The sequence below is a fragment of the Maribacter spongiicola genome (genome assembly GCF_052119685.1).
Lineage (GTDB): Bacteria > Bacteroidota > Bacteroidia > Flavobacteriales > Flavobacteriaceae > Maribacter > Maribacter spongiicola_A.
The window spans coordinates 91,950-110,560 of sequence record NZ_JBGQOO010000005.1 but is presented as its reverse complement, the minus strand read 5'-3'; the positions used below and the strand labels follow the sequence as shown (position 1 = coordinate 110,560).

Here is an 18,611-nt window from a genome sequence, read left to right as displayed (position 1 = left end):
AATACTTAAGGTAATTACTTAAAATAAGATAAAATGGCGAAACTCTCTATTTTGAATTCATTAGAGCGCAAATTCATATTGTTATTGGGAGACTTATTAATAATTATTTCAAGTTTGAATGTATTCGTTTATTATGCAATAGATTATGTTTCTTTGAAGTTGAAAATTGGTGTTTTTGGCTTTGGTATAATTAGTTATTTACTTCTTTCTTATATTTTGGATTCTTATAACCTTCAAAAGACCTTAAAGAGAAAAGTAGTTGTTTCTCAAGCTTTATATATCACTGGATTATTTGTTTTTATTGTTTTTATATTTTCCGTTATTTTTTTCGATACGAGTTTTTGGAGAATACCTTTGTTGGTTTTTTTAATACTTACTCCTATAGAAATTGCTTTATGGAGACTATTTTTTGTCAATGTCTTTCGAGTGTTACCTACAACTAAAAACGTTCTGCTTATATACGATAAGGCAACGGAAATTGATTTTAGAAAAGTAGTATCTTCTATTGACGGGGATGATTTGGAAACTTTTTATCGTGTGAAACTAACTTATAATCTTGGGCAAGATAATGATTTAAGAAAAAAATTTCTTCATGCTACTGAGAAAGTGGATTCATGGATAATTAATACCAAAAATTATAATGAGATACCGAAGGACTTAGAAAAAGTTTTACTAAAGTCTATTTTGAGAGGTAAAGATGTAATTTCTTACACATCGTTCTATGAAAACACCTATGAAGCACTACCAATTCAATCTCATAATGATAGTTTTTATGAAATATTGCAATTTAGAAACCGAAAAATAAGATATGTACATACAGTATTCAGTTTCCTTGTAAACCTAATTTTATCAATTGTTGTTGGTTTAATTTGTTTGTTTTTTATTCCGATTGTTTGGCTTTTAAATATTTTTCTAAATAAAGGTCCTTTGTTTTACACTCAGAGAAGGGTTGGTCTGCATGGTAATGAATTTAAAATTTATAAATTTAGGTCAATGGTTATTAATGCAGAAAAGGAAGGTGCTAAAATGGCAGTAAAGAATGATGCAAGAATAACTCCTTTTGGAAAAATCTTAAGAAAATTTAGAATTGATGAATTACCTCAAATATTAGCAGTAATTAAGGGGAGCATGCAGTTTATAGGACCTAGACCTGAACGTAAAGTTTTTGTTAATCAGTTAAATTCCCTTGTTCCTTTTTATGGCACACGTCATTTGATAAAACCGGGTATTACGGGCTGGGCCCAAGTAAAATATAAATATGGTGAAAATTTAGAAGATTCGATTAAGAAGCTAGAATACGATTTATATTATATTAAAAACCGTTCTATTACTTTAGATTTGCGAATAATATTTAAAACGGTAACAACAGTTCTTTTTTCAAGAGGAATATAATCAGTAACATGAAAAAAATATTAATTACAGGTGCCGCTGGTTTTTTGGGTTCTCACTTGTGCGACCGTTTTATTGCTGAAGGTTTCCACGTCATTGGAATGGATAATCTTATTACAGGAGATTTAAATAATATCTCGCATTTATTTTCTTTAGAACACTTCGAGTTTCATCATCATGATGTAACTAAGTTTGTTCATGTTTCTGGAAAGCTTGATTATATTCTGCATTTTGCCTCGCCCGCTAGTCCTATTGATTATTTAAAAATTCCAATTAAAACCTTAAAAGTTGGATCCTTGGGCACGCTAAACCTTCTAGGCTTGGCGAAAGAAAAGGGCGCTAGAATTTTGGTTGCTTCAACTTCCGAAGTTTATGGTGATCCATTAGTTCATCCTCAAAATGAGGAGTATTTTGGTAATGTTAACCCAATAGGTCCACGTGGAGTATATGACGAAGCTAAGCGCTTCATGGAATCCATTACAATGGCTTATCATAGACATCATGGGCTAGATACTCGCATCGTTCGTATATTTAATACCTATGGGTCTAGAATGCGTTTAAATGATGGTAGGGTAGTACCTGCATTTATGGGACAAGCGCTACGAGGAGAAGATTTAACCGTTTTTGGTGATGGCTCTCAGAGTAGATCATTCTGCTATATCGATGATCAAGTAGAAGGTATATACCGATTATTATTTAGTGATTATACAGATCCTGTTAATATTGGTAATCCGCATGAAACTACTATTAAAGAATTCGCTGAAGAGATAATTGCTCTAACTGGTACCAAGCAAAAAGTAATCTATAAACCACTTCCTCAAGATGATCCTACACAACGTCAACCCGATATTACAAAAGCAAAAGAAATTTTGGGTTGGGAACCAAAAGTACAACGGTCAGAAGGATTAAAAATCGTATACGATTATTTCAAATCGTTGTCTCCAGAGGACTTACAGAAGAAAGAGCATAGAGATTTCTCTACTAAATAGAAAATTAAAAGAGCAAGAGGTATTTTTGCAAAAATTGACAAAATGAATATTTTAATTCTAGGATCAGGTGGTCGTGAGCATACTTTTGCTTGGAAATTGGCACAAAGTAATAAACTATCAAAACTTTTCGTGGCACCAGGAAATGCCGGCACAGAAAATATTGCAACGAACATACCAATTGGTGTAAATGATTTTGAAGCTGTTAAGAAATTAGTTTTAAAGGAGAATATTCAACTTGTTATGGTGGGCCCAGAAGATCCTCTGGTAAACGGAATACATGATTTTTTTCTTGGTGACCAAGAATTAAAAAAAGTGGCAGTTATCGGTCCTGAGAAATTGGCGGCTACTTTGGAAGGTAGTAAAGAGTTTGCGAAAGAGTTTATGATGCGTCATGAAATACCTACCGCTCAGTATAAAAGTTTTACGGCTGAGACTGTTGAAGACGGATTTAAATTTTTGGAAGAATTAAATCCTCCCTTTGTTTTAAAAGCTGACGGATTGGCTGCTGGTAAAGGCGTAGTTATTCTCAATGACTTAAACGAAGCCAAGGTTGAGCTAAAATCAATGTTGGTTGATCAAAAGTTTGGTGCAGCTAGTGAAACTGTTGTTATTGAAGAGTTTCTTGATGGTATTGAACTAAGTGTTTTTGTGCTAACCGATGGTGATAGTTACAAAGTGCTACCAACAGCAAAAGATTATAAAAGAATAGGCGAGGGTGATACCGGACTCAATACTGGCGGTATGGGAGCTATTTCGCCCGTTCCTTTCGCAAGTAAGATCTTTATGGATAAGATTGAGCAGCGAATTGTAAAACCTACCGTAGAGGGTCTTAAAAAGGATAATATGCCTTATAAAGGTTTTATATTCATCGGATTGATTAAAGTAGGTGAAGATCCTAAGGTTATCGAGTATAATGTTAGAATGGGCGATCCAGAAACTGAAGTTGTACTTCCCCGTATTCAGAATGATATGGTTGAACTGCTACAAGCGGTAGCTAATCAAACATTATCTGATATTGATTTAAAGTTAGATGATAGAACGGCTACCACAGTAATGACTGTTTCTGGGGGTTATCCAGGATCTTATGAAAAAGGAAAAGAAATTACTGGAATTGATTCTATCACTGAATCATTGGTATTTCACGCAGGTACTACACTCAAAGATGGTAAAGTAGTAACTAACGGTGGTAGGGTAATGGCAATTACTTCTTTTGGTACTGATTTTAAATCGGCACTAGCGCAATCATATAAAAATGTAGAGAAGCTTTCCTTTGAAGGAATGAATTATAGAAAAGACCTAGGTTTTGATCTTTAACGAATAATCTCTTATCAGTTTTAAAGATTAAAAACTGACAAGAGATTTAATTTGATATTATAAGTAAGAGTGAGAAGTGCTCGACTTATCCTCTACACCACTATCGTTATATTTCTTCAATTGAAGCATCCAATACACAAATGCTACAGACCCTATCAACATAAATATCCAGTTTAAGATATTTGATAAAGCCCAACTATCTGTAAAACGTAAAAAATCTAACGGTGCAAATAGTACATTTACGAACAAATCTGCGATACCTTCAAAAAATGATTTCATCTTATTACTATATTTACCAGCAAAAATATAAAAAGCTTAGATGATTTCAAGCATTTTTGAGAAAACAAAACCGGTGAATTTCATCATTCTTCTGGTTTTTTTGTTTCTTTTCTACTGGTCTGTCCAATTTTACCTCTTTGATTTATCGATGAGCAATGTAGAAATTGCCCCATCAATAGGTGTTTTAGCCATTTTATTATTCAGTGTTTTTATTGTGGACTTTGTCGTTAAGCGTAACAAACTAACCAGTACAAATTCTTTTGCAATTTTATTTTTCACATTACTTTTTGTGGTTTTTCCTGAGACGCTAGGTGATAATAATGCCATTTTTACCAGTTTTTTTCTATTGCTGGCCAAGAGGAGGTTATTAAGTATTAAGTCTTTAAAGAATATTAAGCTTAAGATTTTTGACGCCTCACTTTGGATCTGCATTTCAAGTGTATTCTATGAATGGGCTTTACTTTATTTGCTTTTGGTTTTTGCAGCAATATATATTTATGAACCAAAAAATATACGAAACTGGTTGGTAATCATATCGGTTGGCGTCTGTTTTTTTATGATACTGTACGGTATATTAGTTTTACTTGACAAGCCTAATTTTATTCTTGAACATTATGATTTTGCAATCAATTATGACGCTATATTCCCCATTAAATGGTGGACTAGCTTAAAAATGACATTGTATGCCTTGTTCAACATAGCTCTTGCTTTTTCTGCTTTCGTTCATTTAAGTAAGTCGGGTGTAGGTAAGGTAATCGTCATGAGACTTATTGCATTTTCTTTTGTTATAGGGTTGGTGGTTAATGTATTGGTTACTTCAGCAAATAATAACGCCGTGATAATCACCTTTTTTCCTTCGGTAATTTTTATTGTTAATTATTTAGAATCTATTAAGAAACCTAAGTTTCTAGAATTAATTCTTGTTTCTAGTATTTTAATACCCATTATAGTTTTTGTTGTGAAACTTTAGGTTTACCCTTTAAACTTTATCTTTGTAAAAAAGGCTCATATGTTTAGCGAATTCGCATTTAATATATTTAATACCAGTATTGAAAAATATCATATTGAAGATGATGTGTATCAAAGTTTTCATAATCCTTATTCGAAAGAAGAAATAGAGCACTTGTTGTATCGCAAAAACTGGATTGACACCGTGCAATGGCATTATGAGGATATCATTAGAAATCCGGATATTAACCCTGACGACGCCTTAGTTTTGAAACGTAAAATTGATGCAAGTAATCAAGACAGAACTGACTTGGTGGAGTTTATTGACAGTTATTTTCTTAATAAATACCAATCGGTAGAAGTTAAGGCAGATGCAACTATTAATACAGAAAGCCCTGCTTGGGCAATTGATCGTTTATCTATTTTAGCACTGAAAATCTATCATATGAAAGAGGAAGCTACTAGAGCAGATGCTTCTTTAGAACATAGGGAAAAATGCCAAGTTAAACTCGAAATCTTGATAGAACAGAAAAATGACCTTTTTATAGCTATAGACCAATTACTTGCAGATATTGAAAGTGGCAACAAGTATATGAAGGTTTACAAGCAAATGAAGATGTATAATGATGAGGAACTAAACCCCATCCTTCGTGGCAACAAATAAAACTGTTCACATATTGGTAATACGACTTTCCGCTATGGGAGATGTCGCTATGACTGTTCCAGTTATTTTGGGGGTTTTAAAAAAATATCCTCAGGTAAAGATTACGGTCTTAACAAAAGGATTTACAGCACCTATATTTGAAAATTTACCAAATGTCTCAGTTTTTAAAGCTGATGTAAAAGGAAGACATAAAGGCTTTTCTGGACTTTGGAAATTATATAAAGAATTAAAGGCTTTACAGATCCATGCAGTTGCAGATTTGCATAATGTTCTACGTAGTTCTATTCTAAAACAATTTTTTAAACTATCTACAATTCCTTTTATTCAAGTTGATAAGGGAAGGGCATCTAAGAAAGCTTTGGTAAATCCAGAGCGAACATCTTTCATCCCTTTACCAACTACTTTTGAACGCTATGCTGAGGTCTTTAGTAAGCTTGCGTATCCTATTGCAATAAGTGAGATGGAAACCTTGTCTGAAAAGCCAATTACTGATTCAGCAAAAAGTTTGATTAATTTTGAAGGAAAGATGCTGATTGGTGTTGCCCCTTTTGCAGCTTTTAGCGGAAAAATGTATCCACTACCATTGATGGAAAGGGTAATAGCTGCGTTGAATTCTACAAATAAATATCAGATTGTTTTATTTGGAGGAGGGAAAAAAGAGGTAGAAGTTTTGACAACATGGGAAACGCAGTTTGAGAATTGCTCTAATGCAGCTGGAAAATTGTCTTTTTCAGATGAATTGGGTTTAATCTCTAACCTTCAGTTAATGTTGGCGATGGATAGTGGTAACGCCCATTTAGCTGCAATGTTCGGCGTGCCAACCGTTACAATTTGGGGTATTACGCATCCGTATGCCGGTTTTTCACCATTTAATCAATCTGAAAATAACGCCCTTTTATCCGATAGAAAAAAATATCCTGCAATACCAACTTCTATTTATGGTAATAAATACCCAGATGGTTATGATAAGGTCATGGAAACCATATTACCAGAAACAATCGTTCAGAAAATAAGTGATATTTTAAATACTACGGTTTAAGAATTTACGGGCTTAGCTTCTATACTTTTAAAGTATTGACGTAACTGAGACAAAAATCTATATTTTTTTGAAGCAGGTGCCGCGGTTGTCATTAAGGTTCTTACTCCGAAATAAGAGCTCATTAAAAATGTAGCCGATGCTTCGCAATCTACATGGCGATCTAAATAGCCATTGAATTTTCCTTTTTGTAATGAAGTTACCAAGTTTACTTCCCAAACAGTAACTATCTCATTTAAGTGACGCATAATCACTTCATTTTTACCATTAAATTCAGTTAAGAAATTACTCAATATACAGCCGTAATCCATTTCATTATGCACAGCAGTTTCCATAGCATTATCGAAACATTTTGTAATTAAGGTAATTGGATTGTCATGCCCTTCAATAGGCTCTATTAACGTACTATAAATTTTACGGGCAAGTAAGTTTTGAATTATTTGAATGAAGAAATCTTCTTTAGAATCGAAATGATAGTAAAAAGCCCCCTTAGAAAGTTCAAGTTTTTTAAGAATATCATCTACACTAGTATCGTAATACCCTTGGGCATAAAACAATTCTAATCCGGTGTTCTGTAAACGTTGCATGGTTGCCATGCGCTTAAGGCTTTTGTTCATAATATTTAGATTTGGGTAAATCCGACCATGTGGTCTTTTTATAGAACGCCTGATCGCCAAACAACCTCAGGATTTATAGATTAAATGCATTTTATTTCGATAAACGACCATTATATCGGTGTAGAACACCTTTTTTACACTACTAAACAGACTAGGCGGTCAGTTCTGTAGGTTATGTATTGGGTTAATTTATAGCATTATAAGGTATTCAAAAACAAAAAAACCGTTCAATGTAAATCATCAAACGGTTCTTAAATTTCATCCCGGATTGTATTATGCTACAGTCCCCTGGCAGCTGCTACCGGCACCTGCCGTACAACCATAACAATGTTGTGATATAATAATGTTTCTATCGTTTAATAAATCTTCATTATAATCTTTAATGTGTTTTACTTTACTAGCTACTTTTAGGTCTAGCATTTGGTTAAAATCACAATCATACAACCAACCGTCCCAACTAATGGAAATAGTGTTTGTACACATTACATTTGCTACTGCAGAGGGGTTATAGGCTTCTACTAGTGAATACATATAATCTTCGTAATTCTCAGACGCTATTAAATAGTCTAAGAAACGTGCAATTGGTAAATTGGTAATGGCAAACAGATTATGAAACTGAATATCAAAATCTTCTTTTAAGGCTTTTTTAAAATCCTTTTCCAACGCTGCTTGGTCGCCTGGCAAGTAAGCACCTGACGGATTATAAACTAAATCCAACCTTAAATCGCTACCAGGCATACCATAGCCTCTTTCATTCAATTCTTGCAATGCCTTTATCGACTTATCAAAAACTCCGTCTCCTCTTTGTTTATCTGTTTTACCACGGGTATAGTGTGGCATTGAAGAAATAACATGAACATTATGTTTTTTAAAGAAATCTGGTAAGTGATAGTATTTCTTGTTTGCCCTAATAATAGTTAAGTTAGAACGAACAATGAAATCTTTAATTCCAGCTTTAGCAGCTTCTTCAACAAACCACTCAAAATCAGGATTCATTTCTGGTGCACCACCTGTTAAATCTAAAGTGTGGGCTCCTGTATTTTTTATGACCTCTAAGCATTGTTGCATGGTTTCACGAGTCATAATCTCTTTACGATCAGGACCAGCATCTACGTGGCAATGTTCGCAAACTTGATTACACATATAACCTACATTAATTTGCAAAATTTCCAACTTTTTTGGACGTAAAGGAAAATGTCCTATCTCGGCAATTTTGTCCTTAAAATAAGGCAATTCGCCATCAGCAAAGATTCCTCCATTTAGTATTTCTAATTGCTTATTGGAAACTGCTAAATCGTTTCCTTTCGCTTTTAATGATTTTGTAGCCATTCTTTTTTTGTTGTTGGTTGATGGTTGTCTGTTGTTCGTTTTATTACGAACCTAAAAACAATTCAACCTATTTTAATTTCCTTTTAATAGATAGCAATTTCTATTTCTTCTTTAATATCAAAATTGTTCTAAGGCGATGTAGAAAATAACTAACAACCGACAACGAACAACTATCAACCAAACTACATTGACAATTTATTATACTTATTCATCATTTGTACACCATGAACCAATGTTGCTCCACTTTCAATTGCAGCCCCAACATGTACAGCCTCCATCATTTCTTCTTTTGTTATTCCCTTTTGTAATCCGTCTTTGGTATAGGCATCAATACAATACGGACATTTAACAACATGAGATACAGCTAGTGCAATTAGAGACTTTTCTCTAGCACTTAGTGCGCCTTCTTCGAAAACCTTACCATAATAATCGAAAAATTTTGTTCCCAGCTCTTCGCTCCACTCTGTGATTTTTCCGAATTTTCTTAAATCTGCTGGGTCGTAGTACGTATTTGCCATCTTTTTTTGTGTTTTAGGTTTTATTGAATCTTTTTGTTCTTGGTTAAAATGAATCGTAATTCCCTGCCCCATTTTTTCTATTTCTGGGAGAATTTCCATGTTATCCCAAATGCCAGAGGTAAGGGTGTCTCCATAGGCTTCAGGTAAATGATTTTTATACATTAATTTTTGTGCGGTTTCGGCATCGTATTCAAATGATTGATGTGTGTAGCTTACTTCGCCATCAATAACATCCAAAAGCATATACCAAACTCTAGTTGTACCATCATTTGCTGGCATACCAATTACGCCAGGGTTTAGCCATAGCTTATCTTTTATAGATTGATGAAAAGGTAGACCGCAATGACCTGCTATGATGATATCACTTTTAGTCTCATTAAAACAGCGTTCTTTACTTTCGGTGGCATTTGACTTGAATACGAATTCAGAAGTATTTCCATAGTTTCCATGGACTACGGTTACTTTTTTGCCAGCATAATCAAAACTGATGTACTCTGGTATTTGCTTCATCCAATCTAAAGACTGTTGCGATAAGTGCCCCTTGGTATATGGAAACCACATTTTTGAGAAATCGTCGCAACGGCTACCACTCTTAAAATCGCAACCACAATCTTCGCTATCATTTGCTAGTTGCAATTCTACATTGCCAGCAATACTAAGTGCTCCCCAGTTTTGAAACAATTGAATAGTTTCTTCAGGTTGCGCACAGTAACCGGTTAAATCGCCGGTACTTATACAGTTCTCTGGTTTTACCCCAGCCTCCTGAGCAATAGAAATTAATTTTTCCAATGCTTGTAGGTTGCTATAAACCCCTCCAAAAAGCAATAGCTTTCCTTCTTTTACACCAATATGTTTTATTTCTTTATCCATGTAGGTATTATATAAACGAATAGGCAACAGATGATGCCCCAAAAATTAATCCAGAGTAAACTGGCGTATTTGCCAGTAGTAAATATCATATTTTCTGGAAACCAATTAAAAATTAAAAGGAAGCCAAATAACAATCCGACAAAAACACTTAAATGAAAACTGATTTTAGGAGCTTTGTCTTTCCAAAATATAAAAATAGGGGTCAAGCCTATGACCATAGTTCCGCTAATGGTAGTAGCAGATAATATCTCTGCATCTAAAAAAACAGGAATTGTACCTAACACTGCAATAGCAACCATAGACCAACGTCCGAATTTTAAAGTGTTTCCTAAGTTTAAGTCAAGAGCCAATAGTTTAGAGAATGAGGAAAAAGTAGAATCTAATGTAGAGGCTGCGGAAGTAATCATAATAAAATTGATGACCAACAATATTATAGTTCCAAAGGCTTTCCCAACTTGTACAGCTGCCTGCCCTTGCATTCCTTGAGATTGTGCGTAAACACCAATAATACTGAATAGGATTATACAGATGGCACCCAGTACGCTTGCCCACAAAAAACTTTTCAGCGTAACTTTTGGACTACTGATAAATCCTCTATCCGTCAAAACAGGATCATGAAAAGGATAGCTGAAAGATTGTAGAAGCGCTGCGAACAGTAAATTAAGACCTGTTTCAAATGACCAAACCCCAGTATTTGCAACTTCAGTTACAGATAAATCTGTTTCCTTTCCAAAAATTGCGAACAATATTACCGCTAAAAGTATAGAAAATAGCCCCATTTGGATAACATCGGTAAAAATTGAACTACTCATACCTCCTTTTAGTACATATGCTAATGTTAGTGCTGTAAATACTAAAATGGACAAATAGTAGGCACCGGAACCAATTTCGCCAAAGTAAGAACCTATGACCATGGTGTTACTCCACACTTCATTGAATAACCGGAATGCTATTAGTATAGAAAAGATGGTAACTGCTGTTTTACCAAATTTTGAGGATAAGAAATGATGAATACTCGTGTATTTACCATTTAGCCTCATTTTATAAATAACGATACCCGCAACTGCAAAGGATAAATAATACCCAGCATAAGCTACCCCACCAACAATGCCGAAATCCAATCCTAAATTTGCAGCATTAGTAATGCTCTTTGCAAAAATCCAAGAGATGATTAAGCTACCCATCAACATAAATGTATTGGGCGCCTTCTTTTTTTGGACTGCCTTAAAAAACTGGTTAGTGTCTTTTGCCCATGGGGAAAGGAAAAACAACACCAAACTAGATGCTATTATTAATCCCCATTGCCAAATTTTTACTTCAGTCATTTTTTTGTTCTTTCTTAACTCCTAACTCCTAACTCCTAACTATTACTCATCCCACCAAACAGGTACATTTATACTATTACCTTCCGTATTGTTGGAAGCAGTGGTATAATTAACACTATTTAAAGCTTCTTCTTCAGAAGGATAGGGCATGCGAATCGGAATTAAATTGTTATTTAAACTAGCCGATATCATTTTCAATTGCGGGAAACCGGTTCTTCTATATTCTACCCAACCTTCATAACCGTTTATGCTATTGGCAATCCATTTCTGTGTGATGATATTTTCTAATGCGTTACCATCGTCCAGTGCAGCATCAACCGTTAAATAATCCGCAGGTAGGTCTACTTGCCAGTAATCAAAAGCTAGAGTAACTCCTGTGTTATACAACGTTTCTGTATCGGCTGTTATAAGTCCTTTTTGTGCAGCTTCAGCCAAAAGGAAATGTGTTTCCATGCTTGTCATGAAATTGGCGTCTAACAAGCCTGTATTCTCTCTAAAAATTGTTCCTAATAAGGAATAATCGGCTAAGGAAACTCCGGCAGATGCATCTATTCCATTTAAGAGTCCGATGTATCCGTTATCTGTACTATTTGCAAATGGGCGGTAGAAACGATTAATACGCGGGTCGTTTAAACCGGTCAATATTTCGCCCATAGTTTCAGAAAGCACATAATTGTTGAAATCACCTATTCTTAATCGTGCTAATCTAAAATTATTCGGCTCACCATCGGTAAAGTTGAAAATGGCATTTTCACTATTCTCGTCAATGAAATTTCCTTCGGCAACTATGATTTGTAATTGGGCGGCAACATCTATTTTGCCCGAAACTCGCATTAGATATTTAATCTTTAGCGAATTTGCAAAACGAATCCATCCCTCTAAATCTCCATTGAACAGAATATCACCTTCTAGCGCAATTGTACCGGTATAGTTTTCTATAGCAGCAATACCTTTATCAAGGTTATCAAAAACACCATTTTCATCCATGTAAATAGATTCTTGAGAATCGTAGACCGGAGTAACGGTTTTTGTATCACCTTTAAATGCTTCAGAATAAGGAACATCTCCAAATAAATCTGTTAACCCTGCTGCCATGTAGGCTTTCATTATTCTTGCAGGTCCTTCATATACCGCAAAGGCGGTATTTTTTTGAGATAAATTCAGTATGATTTCATTGTCTCTTAGATTTTGATAGAATATTGGCCAAGGATTACCTCCTAGTTGAGGTGATTTCAAATCATGTCTATCAAATAAATTGAAATCAAGAGCAGTACTATATTGCCCTAAAAGATTACCTGCTGTAAAACCTTCATAAGACATTTGTTCCCCATAATCATAGATTACTTGCCTAAGCAATAAACTTGGCTGTACACTTACTGGTGCGTTTGTATTCGTATTAATTTCCTCAAAGTCCTTTGTGCAGCTAATGACCAACATTAAGACTAGAACGGTATATATATATTTCATCTTCTTTTTCTTAAAAATTAAATCCTGCTTTAAAACCTATACTTCTTGTTGTTGCGTATGACATATCTTCTACGCCACTTATAAATCCTTGTCCTTGCACCGCTAATTGCTCTGGGTCAAAATGCGGATTCTCTGTAATGGCAAATAGGTTTCTACCGATTAGAGATAAACTTAAAGTTGCATTTTGATTGAATACACTAAGATTTTCAAAAGTGTAACCAATAGATACTTGACGTAGCTTTAAAAAGGATGCATCATACGTATTGTTTTCCTCATGGTTTCTATCATAAAATTGTCGGTAGTAACTTTCTGCAGAAACCGCTACTGTATTTGGTGTGTAAACAGGATTTTCTTGAGTACCTATATTTACAACGCCTTTGGGCACAATTCCTTCTTCTGGTCTGAAAGCTGTTTCTGCCAGCTGACCACCAACATTACCCAATGCCCTAGTTCTGGAAACTATGATTCCGCCTTGTCGCCAATCGAATAGAAAACCTAAATTCCAGTTTTTATAATTGAATTGATTATTAAAACCTAGCATAAAATCTGGATTGTAATTCCCTAATTTTTGTAGTTCATTATCTGGAATATATCTGCCTTCATCCGTCAGGATAAAATCACCATTTTCATTTTTTAGATATCCTGTTCCATACAAATCGCCTACACGACCACCTTCTTCTGCCTGTAAAAATACCGTTTGGTTTTGACTGTCGTATATTCTGGAATATGCCAGTGTTAATCGACCTTCATCTTGTGGTAAGCTTTCTACGGTAGACCTATTTGTGCTAAAATTTAAAGTACTATTCCATTTTAAATTCTGACTTATTACTGGTGAAATACCGAGAATAATCTCCACACCTTTTGAACGTACTTCACCACCATTAACTACTTGTTGGGTATACCCTGATGAAATGCCTATAGGCAATGAAATAATCTGGTCTTTCGTTAATGCGTTATAGTACGAGATATCAAAACGAAGCTGATCGCCAAACAATCTTACATCTGCACCTACTTCAAAAGAAGAGGTTGATTCTGGTTGAAGATTTGCATTCGCGATAGTATTTGAATTGCTGAAGGTAGGCTGACCATTAAAAGGTGTTTGAGCAACAAAAGCCCCTGTTGTTTGGTACGGATTTGTATCATTACCAACCTGTGCCCAACTTGCCCGTAATTTTGCAAAAGAAATTGTTTTAGGTAACTCAACTACTTCTGATAGAATAAAGCTACTGGATACCGATGGATAAAAGAATGATGTATTATCTACTGAAAATGGAGTTGCCAATGCGCTAGACCAATCGTTTCGTCCTGTAACATCTAAGAAAAGGAAATCTTTATATCCGAATTTTGCCAAGCCGTAAAAACTGTTGATTCGTTTATTTGATTCAAACTCGAATACTTCTATAGGGGATGCGGCATTAGATAATCTAAAAATACCTGGTTGTGCTAAACTTGTTGTCTGCGATTGTGAGGTAAATGCTTTTTGGTCTAAACGATTTCCACCAAGTGAAACATCTACACTAAAATCATTAAATTTATTTGCATAGTTTAATAGAAAATCTGTGTTTACCTCTCTGTAGAACACATCATGCTCAGCATAACCACCATTTGAGAATCGATTAGAACTATAGGCTCTTTTTAATTGACGTAGTTCCCTGGAGTAATCCATTCCTGTTCTAATAGACGCTGTTAAATTTTCTGTGATATCGTAGCTAGCTGAAATATTTCCAAAAACCCGATCCCGGTTGAAAGAGTTGGTGTTTTCATTAAGGATAAAATAAGGATTGTCAAAAAACGTATAGTTATAAGAATACTGTTGTATGCCTTCTAAGCCAGGTTGCCAATAGTTTTTTAAATTTTCAATATTCAAGGAACGTGGTCCCCATGCTACCAAAGAATAATTTGCGTTTTCTGATCCGTAGCCATTAGAGGGTCGGTTGTCGCTATTAGAATTGATATAACTTATGGATGAATTGATGCGGATCTTATCAATAGGTTGAAAACTCAATCGTGTACTAATAGTTTGTCTATCTAAATTAACTCCTGGAATAATTGACTCACTACGAAGATCAGTAAAAGAAAGGCGATAGTTGCCTTTGTCAAATCCGTTTGATATAGCAATATTATTAATCAGGGTAGTTCCCGTTTCATAAAAATTCTTCAGATTATCTGGGTTAGATCTAAATTCTGTTGGAGTAATGGGAATGCCATTATAAAGAGCTGTATCTCCACCGCGCACTACGGTTCCATCTGCCAATGTAACCGGACTATCATATTGGGGAATTAAGTTACCGACATCTAAACGAGGTCCCCAACTGTAGGTAATCAAGTCATTGGTGCCACCACCTAATCCGTCTACAAAAGCAAACTCACCAGAATTACCTTGTCCGTATTCATTTTGAAAATCTGGTAGTTGAAAAGCGGAATCCACAAAAAAGCTGGTGTTGTAGCTTACTCCCAATCCTTTCGTATTCTTCCCGCTTTTTGTTTCAATTATTATGACTCCGTTAGAAGCTCTTGTTCCGTATAGTGCCGCAGCACTTGGACCTTTTAAAACGGATACTTCGGCAATATCATCAGGGTTTACCTCCATAGCTCCGTTACCAAAATCGATTTCTTGAAATCCCGCAGCAGCTTCACTGGTAAAATTAAAAACCGAGTTATTATTTATCGGTACTCCATCTACAATAAACAAGGGATTGTTATTAGAGAAAGAAGCTTCACCACGAATAGTAATTTTTGAGGAAGAACCAACGCCAGTTGCGCCTTGGTTAATAGTTACACCTGCTAATTTCCCTGAAAGGTTATCTAAGAAATTTACAGATTTTACCTCCGTAACTCCCTTGGCATCTAAACTTTGTACAACGTAGCCTAGTTCTTTTGTTTCTCGTTTCAACCCTAATGCGGTCAATACTACTTCGTCTAAAACTTCAGAAGAATCATTTAAAGTTATATTAATGGTTCGTCTATTGTTTATCGAAACTACTCGAGTTTCAAATCCTAAAACGGAAAATTCAATTTCGCCTGATAGGTTGGGGACTTCTAAGGAATATATTCCGTCTTCATCGGTAGTTGATCCAGTAACGGTGCCAGACAATAGAATATTTACGTACGGTATTGTATTTCCATCGGTATCGGTAACAATACCTGTAATTGTTTCTTGAGCATTGACCATGTTTATTATAAACAATGTCAACACTAGTACTAAGTGTTTCATATATAGCTTTGAACTGAGTTTTCATTTATCCAACTATTGGATAAAGGGGGTCTAGATAAATGAAACTACAGGAGAGCCTTTATTATAAAGAAAGCTGTTAGGAAATACAGCAGAGAAGTTCTGTTTAGTGTGGTATAGAATTTTGCTTCTTTTTAATAAACCTATAATCAACAGTAATATGGTTGACGATAGATCAGTAGAAAACGATAGTATAGACTTTAAATCTCTTTCGTTATCCAAATCTTGTAGAACAGGTAATTTTATTAATTCAGACGATTCTTCTTGTAACCACAATGAAATTTGGTGGTATAAGCTGAATCGTTGCCATGGTAAATTTTGAAATTCAGCAACTTCAAAGTTAGATTTTTGTAAACCTAATAAATAGAAACCGCCATCAATAGAAGGACCAATTACAGTCTTACCTAAAGCTAATTGATTAGCAGTATGTTTAAGATGTTGTGTTTTTAAATGGGGAGTATCATTACCAATGGTAATTAAATTAGAAAATCCTTTATCAAAAACAGTAGCAATAGCATTTGTAAAACGTTCGCCAAAAGTAGCGCCAACTTGATCTTTATCTGAAAAATGAAAAACAGGTAAACCTGTGTTTTTTGCCTTTTTAAGAGTGGTTTTGGTTAGTACATCAAATAATTGCTCACCTTTGGGAATTGACTTATTCGCCAAGTCTTCTTTGGCGGAATTGGCAAATACCAAAATTGCAGTAGTACCGTTTGAATTCAATTAAATTTTCTTTCTCGTTGTTAAACTTACGTAAAAATAAAGCAAAGGTTTTCTAAGTATAACTAATTTGTATCATTATAATAGACGAAATATCTTACTTTAAGTCAAAATGTCAGTTTTAGACCATGTGGTCGGTTTTAAACAATAAGGTTCATTATCTAACTTATATAATCACCTATAAACATGATATATAATAGGATAAAGTACTTCTTTTTGAGTATTTGCCCATGCTAATTTTATGCTTACAGACCACTTAGTCTAAAAAATCCCTTAAAATTTCAAAAAATTTTAGATTTTTTTAGCATTGACAGGCATAAACATGGCATAGCTATTGCGATTAGGACATCAGAAGAATTATAAAAATTTAATATATATGAAATCAGACACAAATACCAAAGGAGCTTGGAAAGTTTACTTCTTCTCAGCGATTATTGCACTTGCAGTGAGTTACGGAGTACTACATTTTAACAAACAAGAGTTGAAAGAATCTACAGGAGTAACCGTTGTAGAATCTGTACCAGGTGCACAGGCTTTATATACGAGAGATAACGACGGAAACATTAAACCCTTAGATTTTACAGAAACATCTGAAAAAGTTTTAGATGCTGTAGTGCATATTAAATCAACCCAAACAGGGTCATCTAATCAAGGGCAAGGTGCACGCGAATTGCCAGATCCTTTTAAAGAATTTTTTGGTGATATGTTTAAAGGACAATCTCCAGAAGGTACGCGTTCGCAACCTAGGGTTGGTACGGGATCAGGAGTTATTATTAACGACAAAGGTTATATAGTAACCAATAATCATGTAATTGACAATGCTGATGAGGTTGAGGTTACCTTATATAATAACCAATCTTACAAGGCTACCGTAATAGGTACGGATCCAACTACAGATTTAGCACTTTTACAGATTAAAGCTGACAATCTTAAAACTATGTCATTGGTAAATTCAGATGATGTAGAGGTAGGTGAATGGGTATTGGCAGTTGGTAATCCGTTAGGGTTGAACTCTACCGTTACTGCAGGTATTGTAAGTGCAAAGGCAAGAAGTATTCATATTAATGCCGATAAATTTGCCGTAGAAAGTTTTATACAGACAGATGCTGCTATCAACCCAGGTAATAGTGGTGGTGCATTGGTGAATTTAGATGGTAATCTTGTAGGTATAAACACTGCGATTGCTAGCACAACCGGTACATATACAGGATACGGATTTGCAGTACCTAGTAATATTGTTACCAAAGTAGTTGAAGATTTACTGAAATTTGGTAATGTACAACGTGGTATGTTAGGTGTTACTATTAGAACTATGGATGGTAACCTAGCGAAGGAAAAGAATGTGGACTTTACCAAAGGAGTATGGGTAGAGCAAGTTGGCGAAGATAGTGGTGCAGATTTGGCAGGTATTGAATCTGGAGATATTATTGTTAGTGTTAATGGAAAAGAAACTGGAACCTCACCTAGACTTCAAGAAATTATTGCGGGTAAAAGACCTGGCGATATGGTTGCAATTGTTGTAAATAGAAATGGTAAAGAAAAAGAATTGGAAGTAGAACTTCAAAATTCTCAAGGTGGTACCAATATTATCAAAAAGGAAGATAAAGAAGTTTTTAATCTTCTTGGAGCCGATTTTGAAAATGTAAATAAAGAAATTGCTAAGAAGTTTGGTTTAGATGGCGGTGTTCAGGTTACCAAATTATATCCTGGAAAGATTAAAAGTGAAACTCAAATGAGAGAAGGGTTTATTATCACACATATTGATGGTAAACGTGTAAAGGATGTTGATGATGTAGCATCTGCGCTAGAGGGTAAAAAAGGTGGAGTTATGTTAGAAGGTATTTATGAAGATGGCACTAAATATTATTATGCCTTCGGATTAGATTCATAGTCCGCTTTAATGACTAATTTTAT

At 34.8% G+C, this 18,611-nt stretch carries 15 protein-coding genes and 1 pseudogene; 7 read left to right on the top strand and 9 right to left on the bottom strand.

Annotated elements, in window-relative coordinates; translation table 11 throughout:
• Positions 1-33: 33 nt before the first annotated feature.
• From ACEN2N_RS10220 to purD, 3 genes are read left to right on the top strand one after another with little or no spacing between them, the layout of a single operon-like run.
• The gene (locus tag ACEN2N_RS10220) at positions 34-1,392 is read left to right on the top strand and encodes a sugar transferase (RefSeq protein ID WP_441824226.1); all 1,359 of its coding nucleotides are present in this window, start codon (positions 34-36) and stop codon (positions 1,390-1,392) included.
• Between the two features lie 8 nt (positions 1,393-1,400).
• Positions 1,401-2,378 carry a UDP-glucuronic acid decarboxylase family protein gene (locus ACEN2N_RS10215; protein WP_441824225.1) on the top strand — a complete coding sequence of 326 codons (978 nt, stop codon included), beginning with the start codon at positions 1,401-1,403 and terminating at the stop codon, positions 2,376-2,378.
• Between the two features lie 42 nt (positions 2,379-2,420).
• Positions 2,421-3,692 (top strand): phosphoribosylamine--glycine ligase, encoded by a 1,272-nt coding sequence (purD, locus tag ACEN2N_RS10210; protein ID WP_441824224.1) that lies wholly within the window; start codon positions 2,421-2,423, stop codon positions 3,690-3,692.
• Between the two features lie 57 nt (positions 3,693-3,749).
• On the opposite strand, the gene ACEN2N_RS10205 is transcribed toward purD, so the two are convergent.
• Positions 3,750-3,971 (bottom strand): DUF6341 family protein, encoded by a 222-nt coding sequence (locus ACEN2N_RS10205; protein ID WP_441824223.1) that lies wholly within the window; start codon positions 3,969-3,971, stop codon positions 3,750-3,752.
• Positions 3,972-4,119: 148 nt separating this feature from the next.
• Between ACEN2N_RS10205 and ACEN2N_RS10200 the strand changes: the two genes are divergently transcribed.
• The 3 genes from ACEN2N_RS10200 to ACEN2N_RS10190 are packed head-to-tail and all read left to right on the top strand — an operon-like array spanning position 4,120 to position 6,622.
• The gene (locus tag ACEN2N_RS10200) at positions 4,120-4,941 is read left to right on the top strand and encodes a hypothetical protein (RefSeq protein ID WP_441824222.1); all 822 of its coding nucleotides are present in this window, start codon (positions 4,120-4,122) and stop codon (positions 4,939-4,941) included.
• Positions 4,942-4,980: 39 nt separating this feature from the next.
• A complete protein-coding gene (locus ACEN2N_RS10195) occupies positions 4,981-5,583 on the top strand; it encodes a DUF4254 domain-containing protein (protein WP_441824221.1) in 603 nt (200 codons plus the stop codon).
• A complete protein-coding gene (locus ACEN2N_RS10190) occupies positions 5,570-6,622 on the top strand; it encodes a glycosyltransferase family 9 protein (RefSeq protein WP_441824220.1) in 1,053 nt (350 codons plus the stop codon). The genes ACEN2N_RS10195 and ACEN2N_RS10190 overlap by 14 nt, the downstream gene beginning before the upstream one ends.
• Here the strand turns inward: ACEN2N_RS10190 and ACEN2N_RS10185 are convergent.
• From ACEN2N_RS10185 to ACEN2N_RS10150, 8 genes and pseudogenes are all read right to left on the bottom strand, one after another.
• Positions 6,619-7,236 (bottom strand): TetR/AcrR family transcriptional regulator, encoded by a 618-nt coding sequence (locus tag ACEN2N_RS10185; RefSeq protein WP_441824219.1) that lies wholly within the window; start codon positions 7,234-7,236, stop codon positions 6,619-6,621. The two genes, ACEN2N_RS10190 and ACEN2N_RS10185, sit on opposite strands and share 4 nt — an antisense overlap.
• 273 nt (positions 7,237-7,509) lie before the next feature.
• Positions 7,510-8,565: an arsenosugar biosynthesis radical SAM (seleno)protein ArsS gene (arsS, locus tag ACEN2N_RS10180; protein WP_441824218.1), complete on the bottom strand. Its 1,056-nt coding sequence runs from the start codon at positions 8,563-8,565 to the stop codon at positions 7,510-7,512.
• 182 nt (positions 8,566-8,747) lie between these two features.
• Positions 8,748-9,083, bottom strand: coding sequence for an arsenosugar biosynthesis-associated peroxidase-like protein (locus ACEN2N_RS10175; protein ID WP_081819435.1), 336 nt, complete (start codon positions 9,081-9,083; stop codon positions 8,748-8,750).
• Positions 9,084-9,323: 240 nt separating this feature from the next.
• Positions 9,324-9,953: pseudogene (locus tag ACEN2N_RS10170) on the bottom strand (metallophosphoesterase family protein); the annotation flags it as partial.
• The gene (locus tag ACEN2N_RS10165; protein WP_441824217.1) at positions 9,938-11,278 is read right to left on the bottom strand and encodes a sodium:solute symporter; all 1,341 of its coding nucleotides are present in this window, start codon (positions 11,276-11,278) and stop codon (positions 9,938-9,940) included. The gene ACEN2N_RS10165 and the pseudogene ACEN2N_RS10170, both read right to left, overlap by 16 nt.
• Positions 11,279-11,320: 42 nt before the next feature.
• Positions 11,321-12,745 (bottom strand): SusD/RagB family nutrient-binding outer membrane lipoprotein, encoded by a 1,425-nt coding sequence (locus ACEN2N_RS10160; protein WP_441824216.1) that lies wholly within the window; start codon positions 12,743-12,745, stop codon positions 11,321-11,323.
• 10 nt (positions 12,746-12,755) lie between these two features.
• On the bottom strand, positions 12,756-15,959 hold the full coding sequence (locus tag ACEN2N_RS10155) for a SusC/RagA family TonB-linked outer membrane protein (protein ID WP_441824215.1): 3,204 nt from the start codon (positions 15,957-15,959) through the stop codon (positions 12,756-12,758).
• 51 nt (positions 15,960-16,010) lie between these two features.
• Complete coding sequence (locus ACEN2N_RS10150) at positions 16,011-16,700, bottom strand: TIGR04282 family arsenosugar biosynthesis glycosyltransferase (RefSeq protein ID WP_441824214.1); 690 nt, start codon at positions 16,698-16,700, stop codon at positions 16,011-16,013.
• Between the two features lie 373 nt (positions 16,701-17,073).
• Between ACEN2N_RS10150 and ACEN2N_RS10145 the strand changes: the two genes are divergently transcribed.
• Entirely contained in the window at positions 17,074-18,588 is a 1,515-nt protein-coding gene (locus tag ACEN2N_RS10145; protein ID WP_441824213.1) for a Do family serine endopeptidase, read from the top strand.
• The last annotated feature ends 23 nt before the right edge of the window (positions 18,589-18,611 follow it).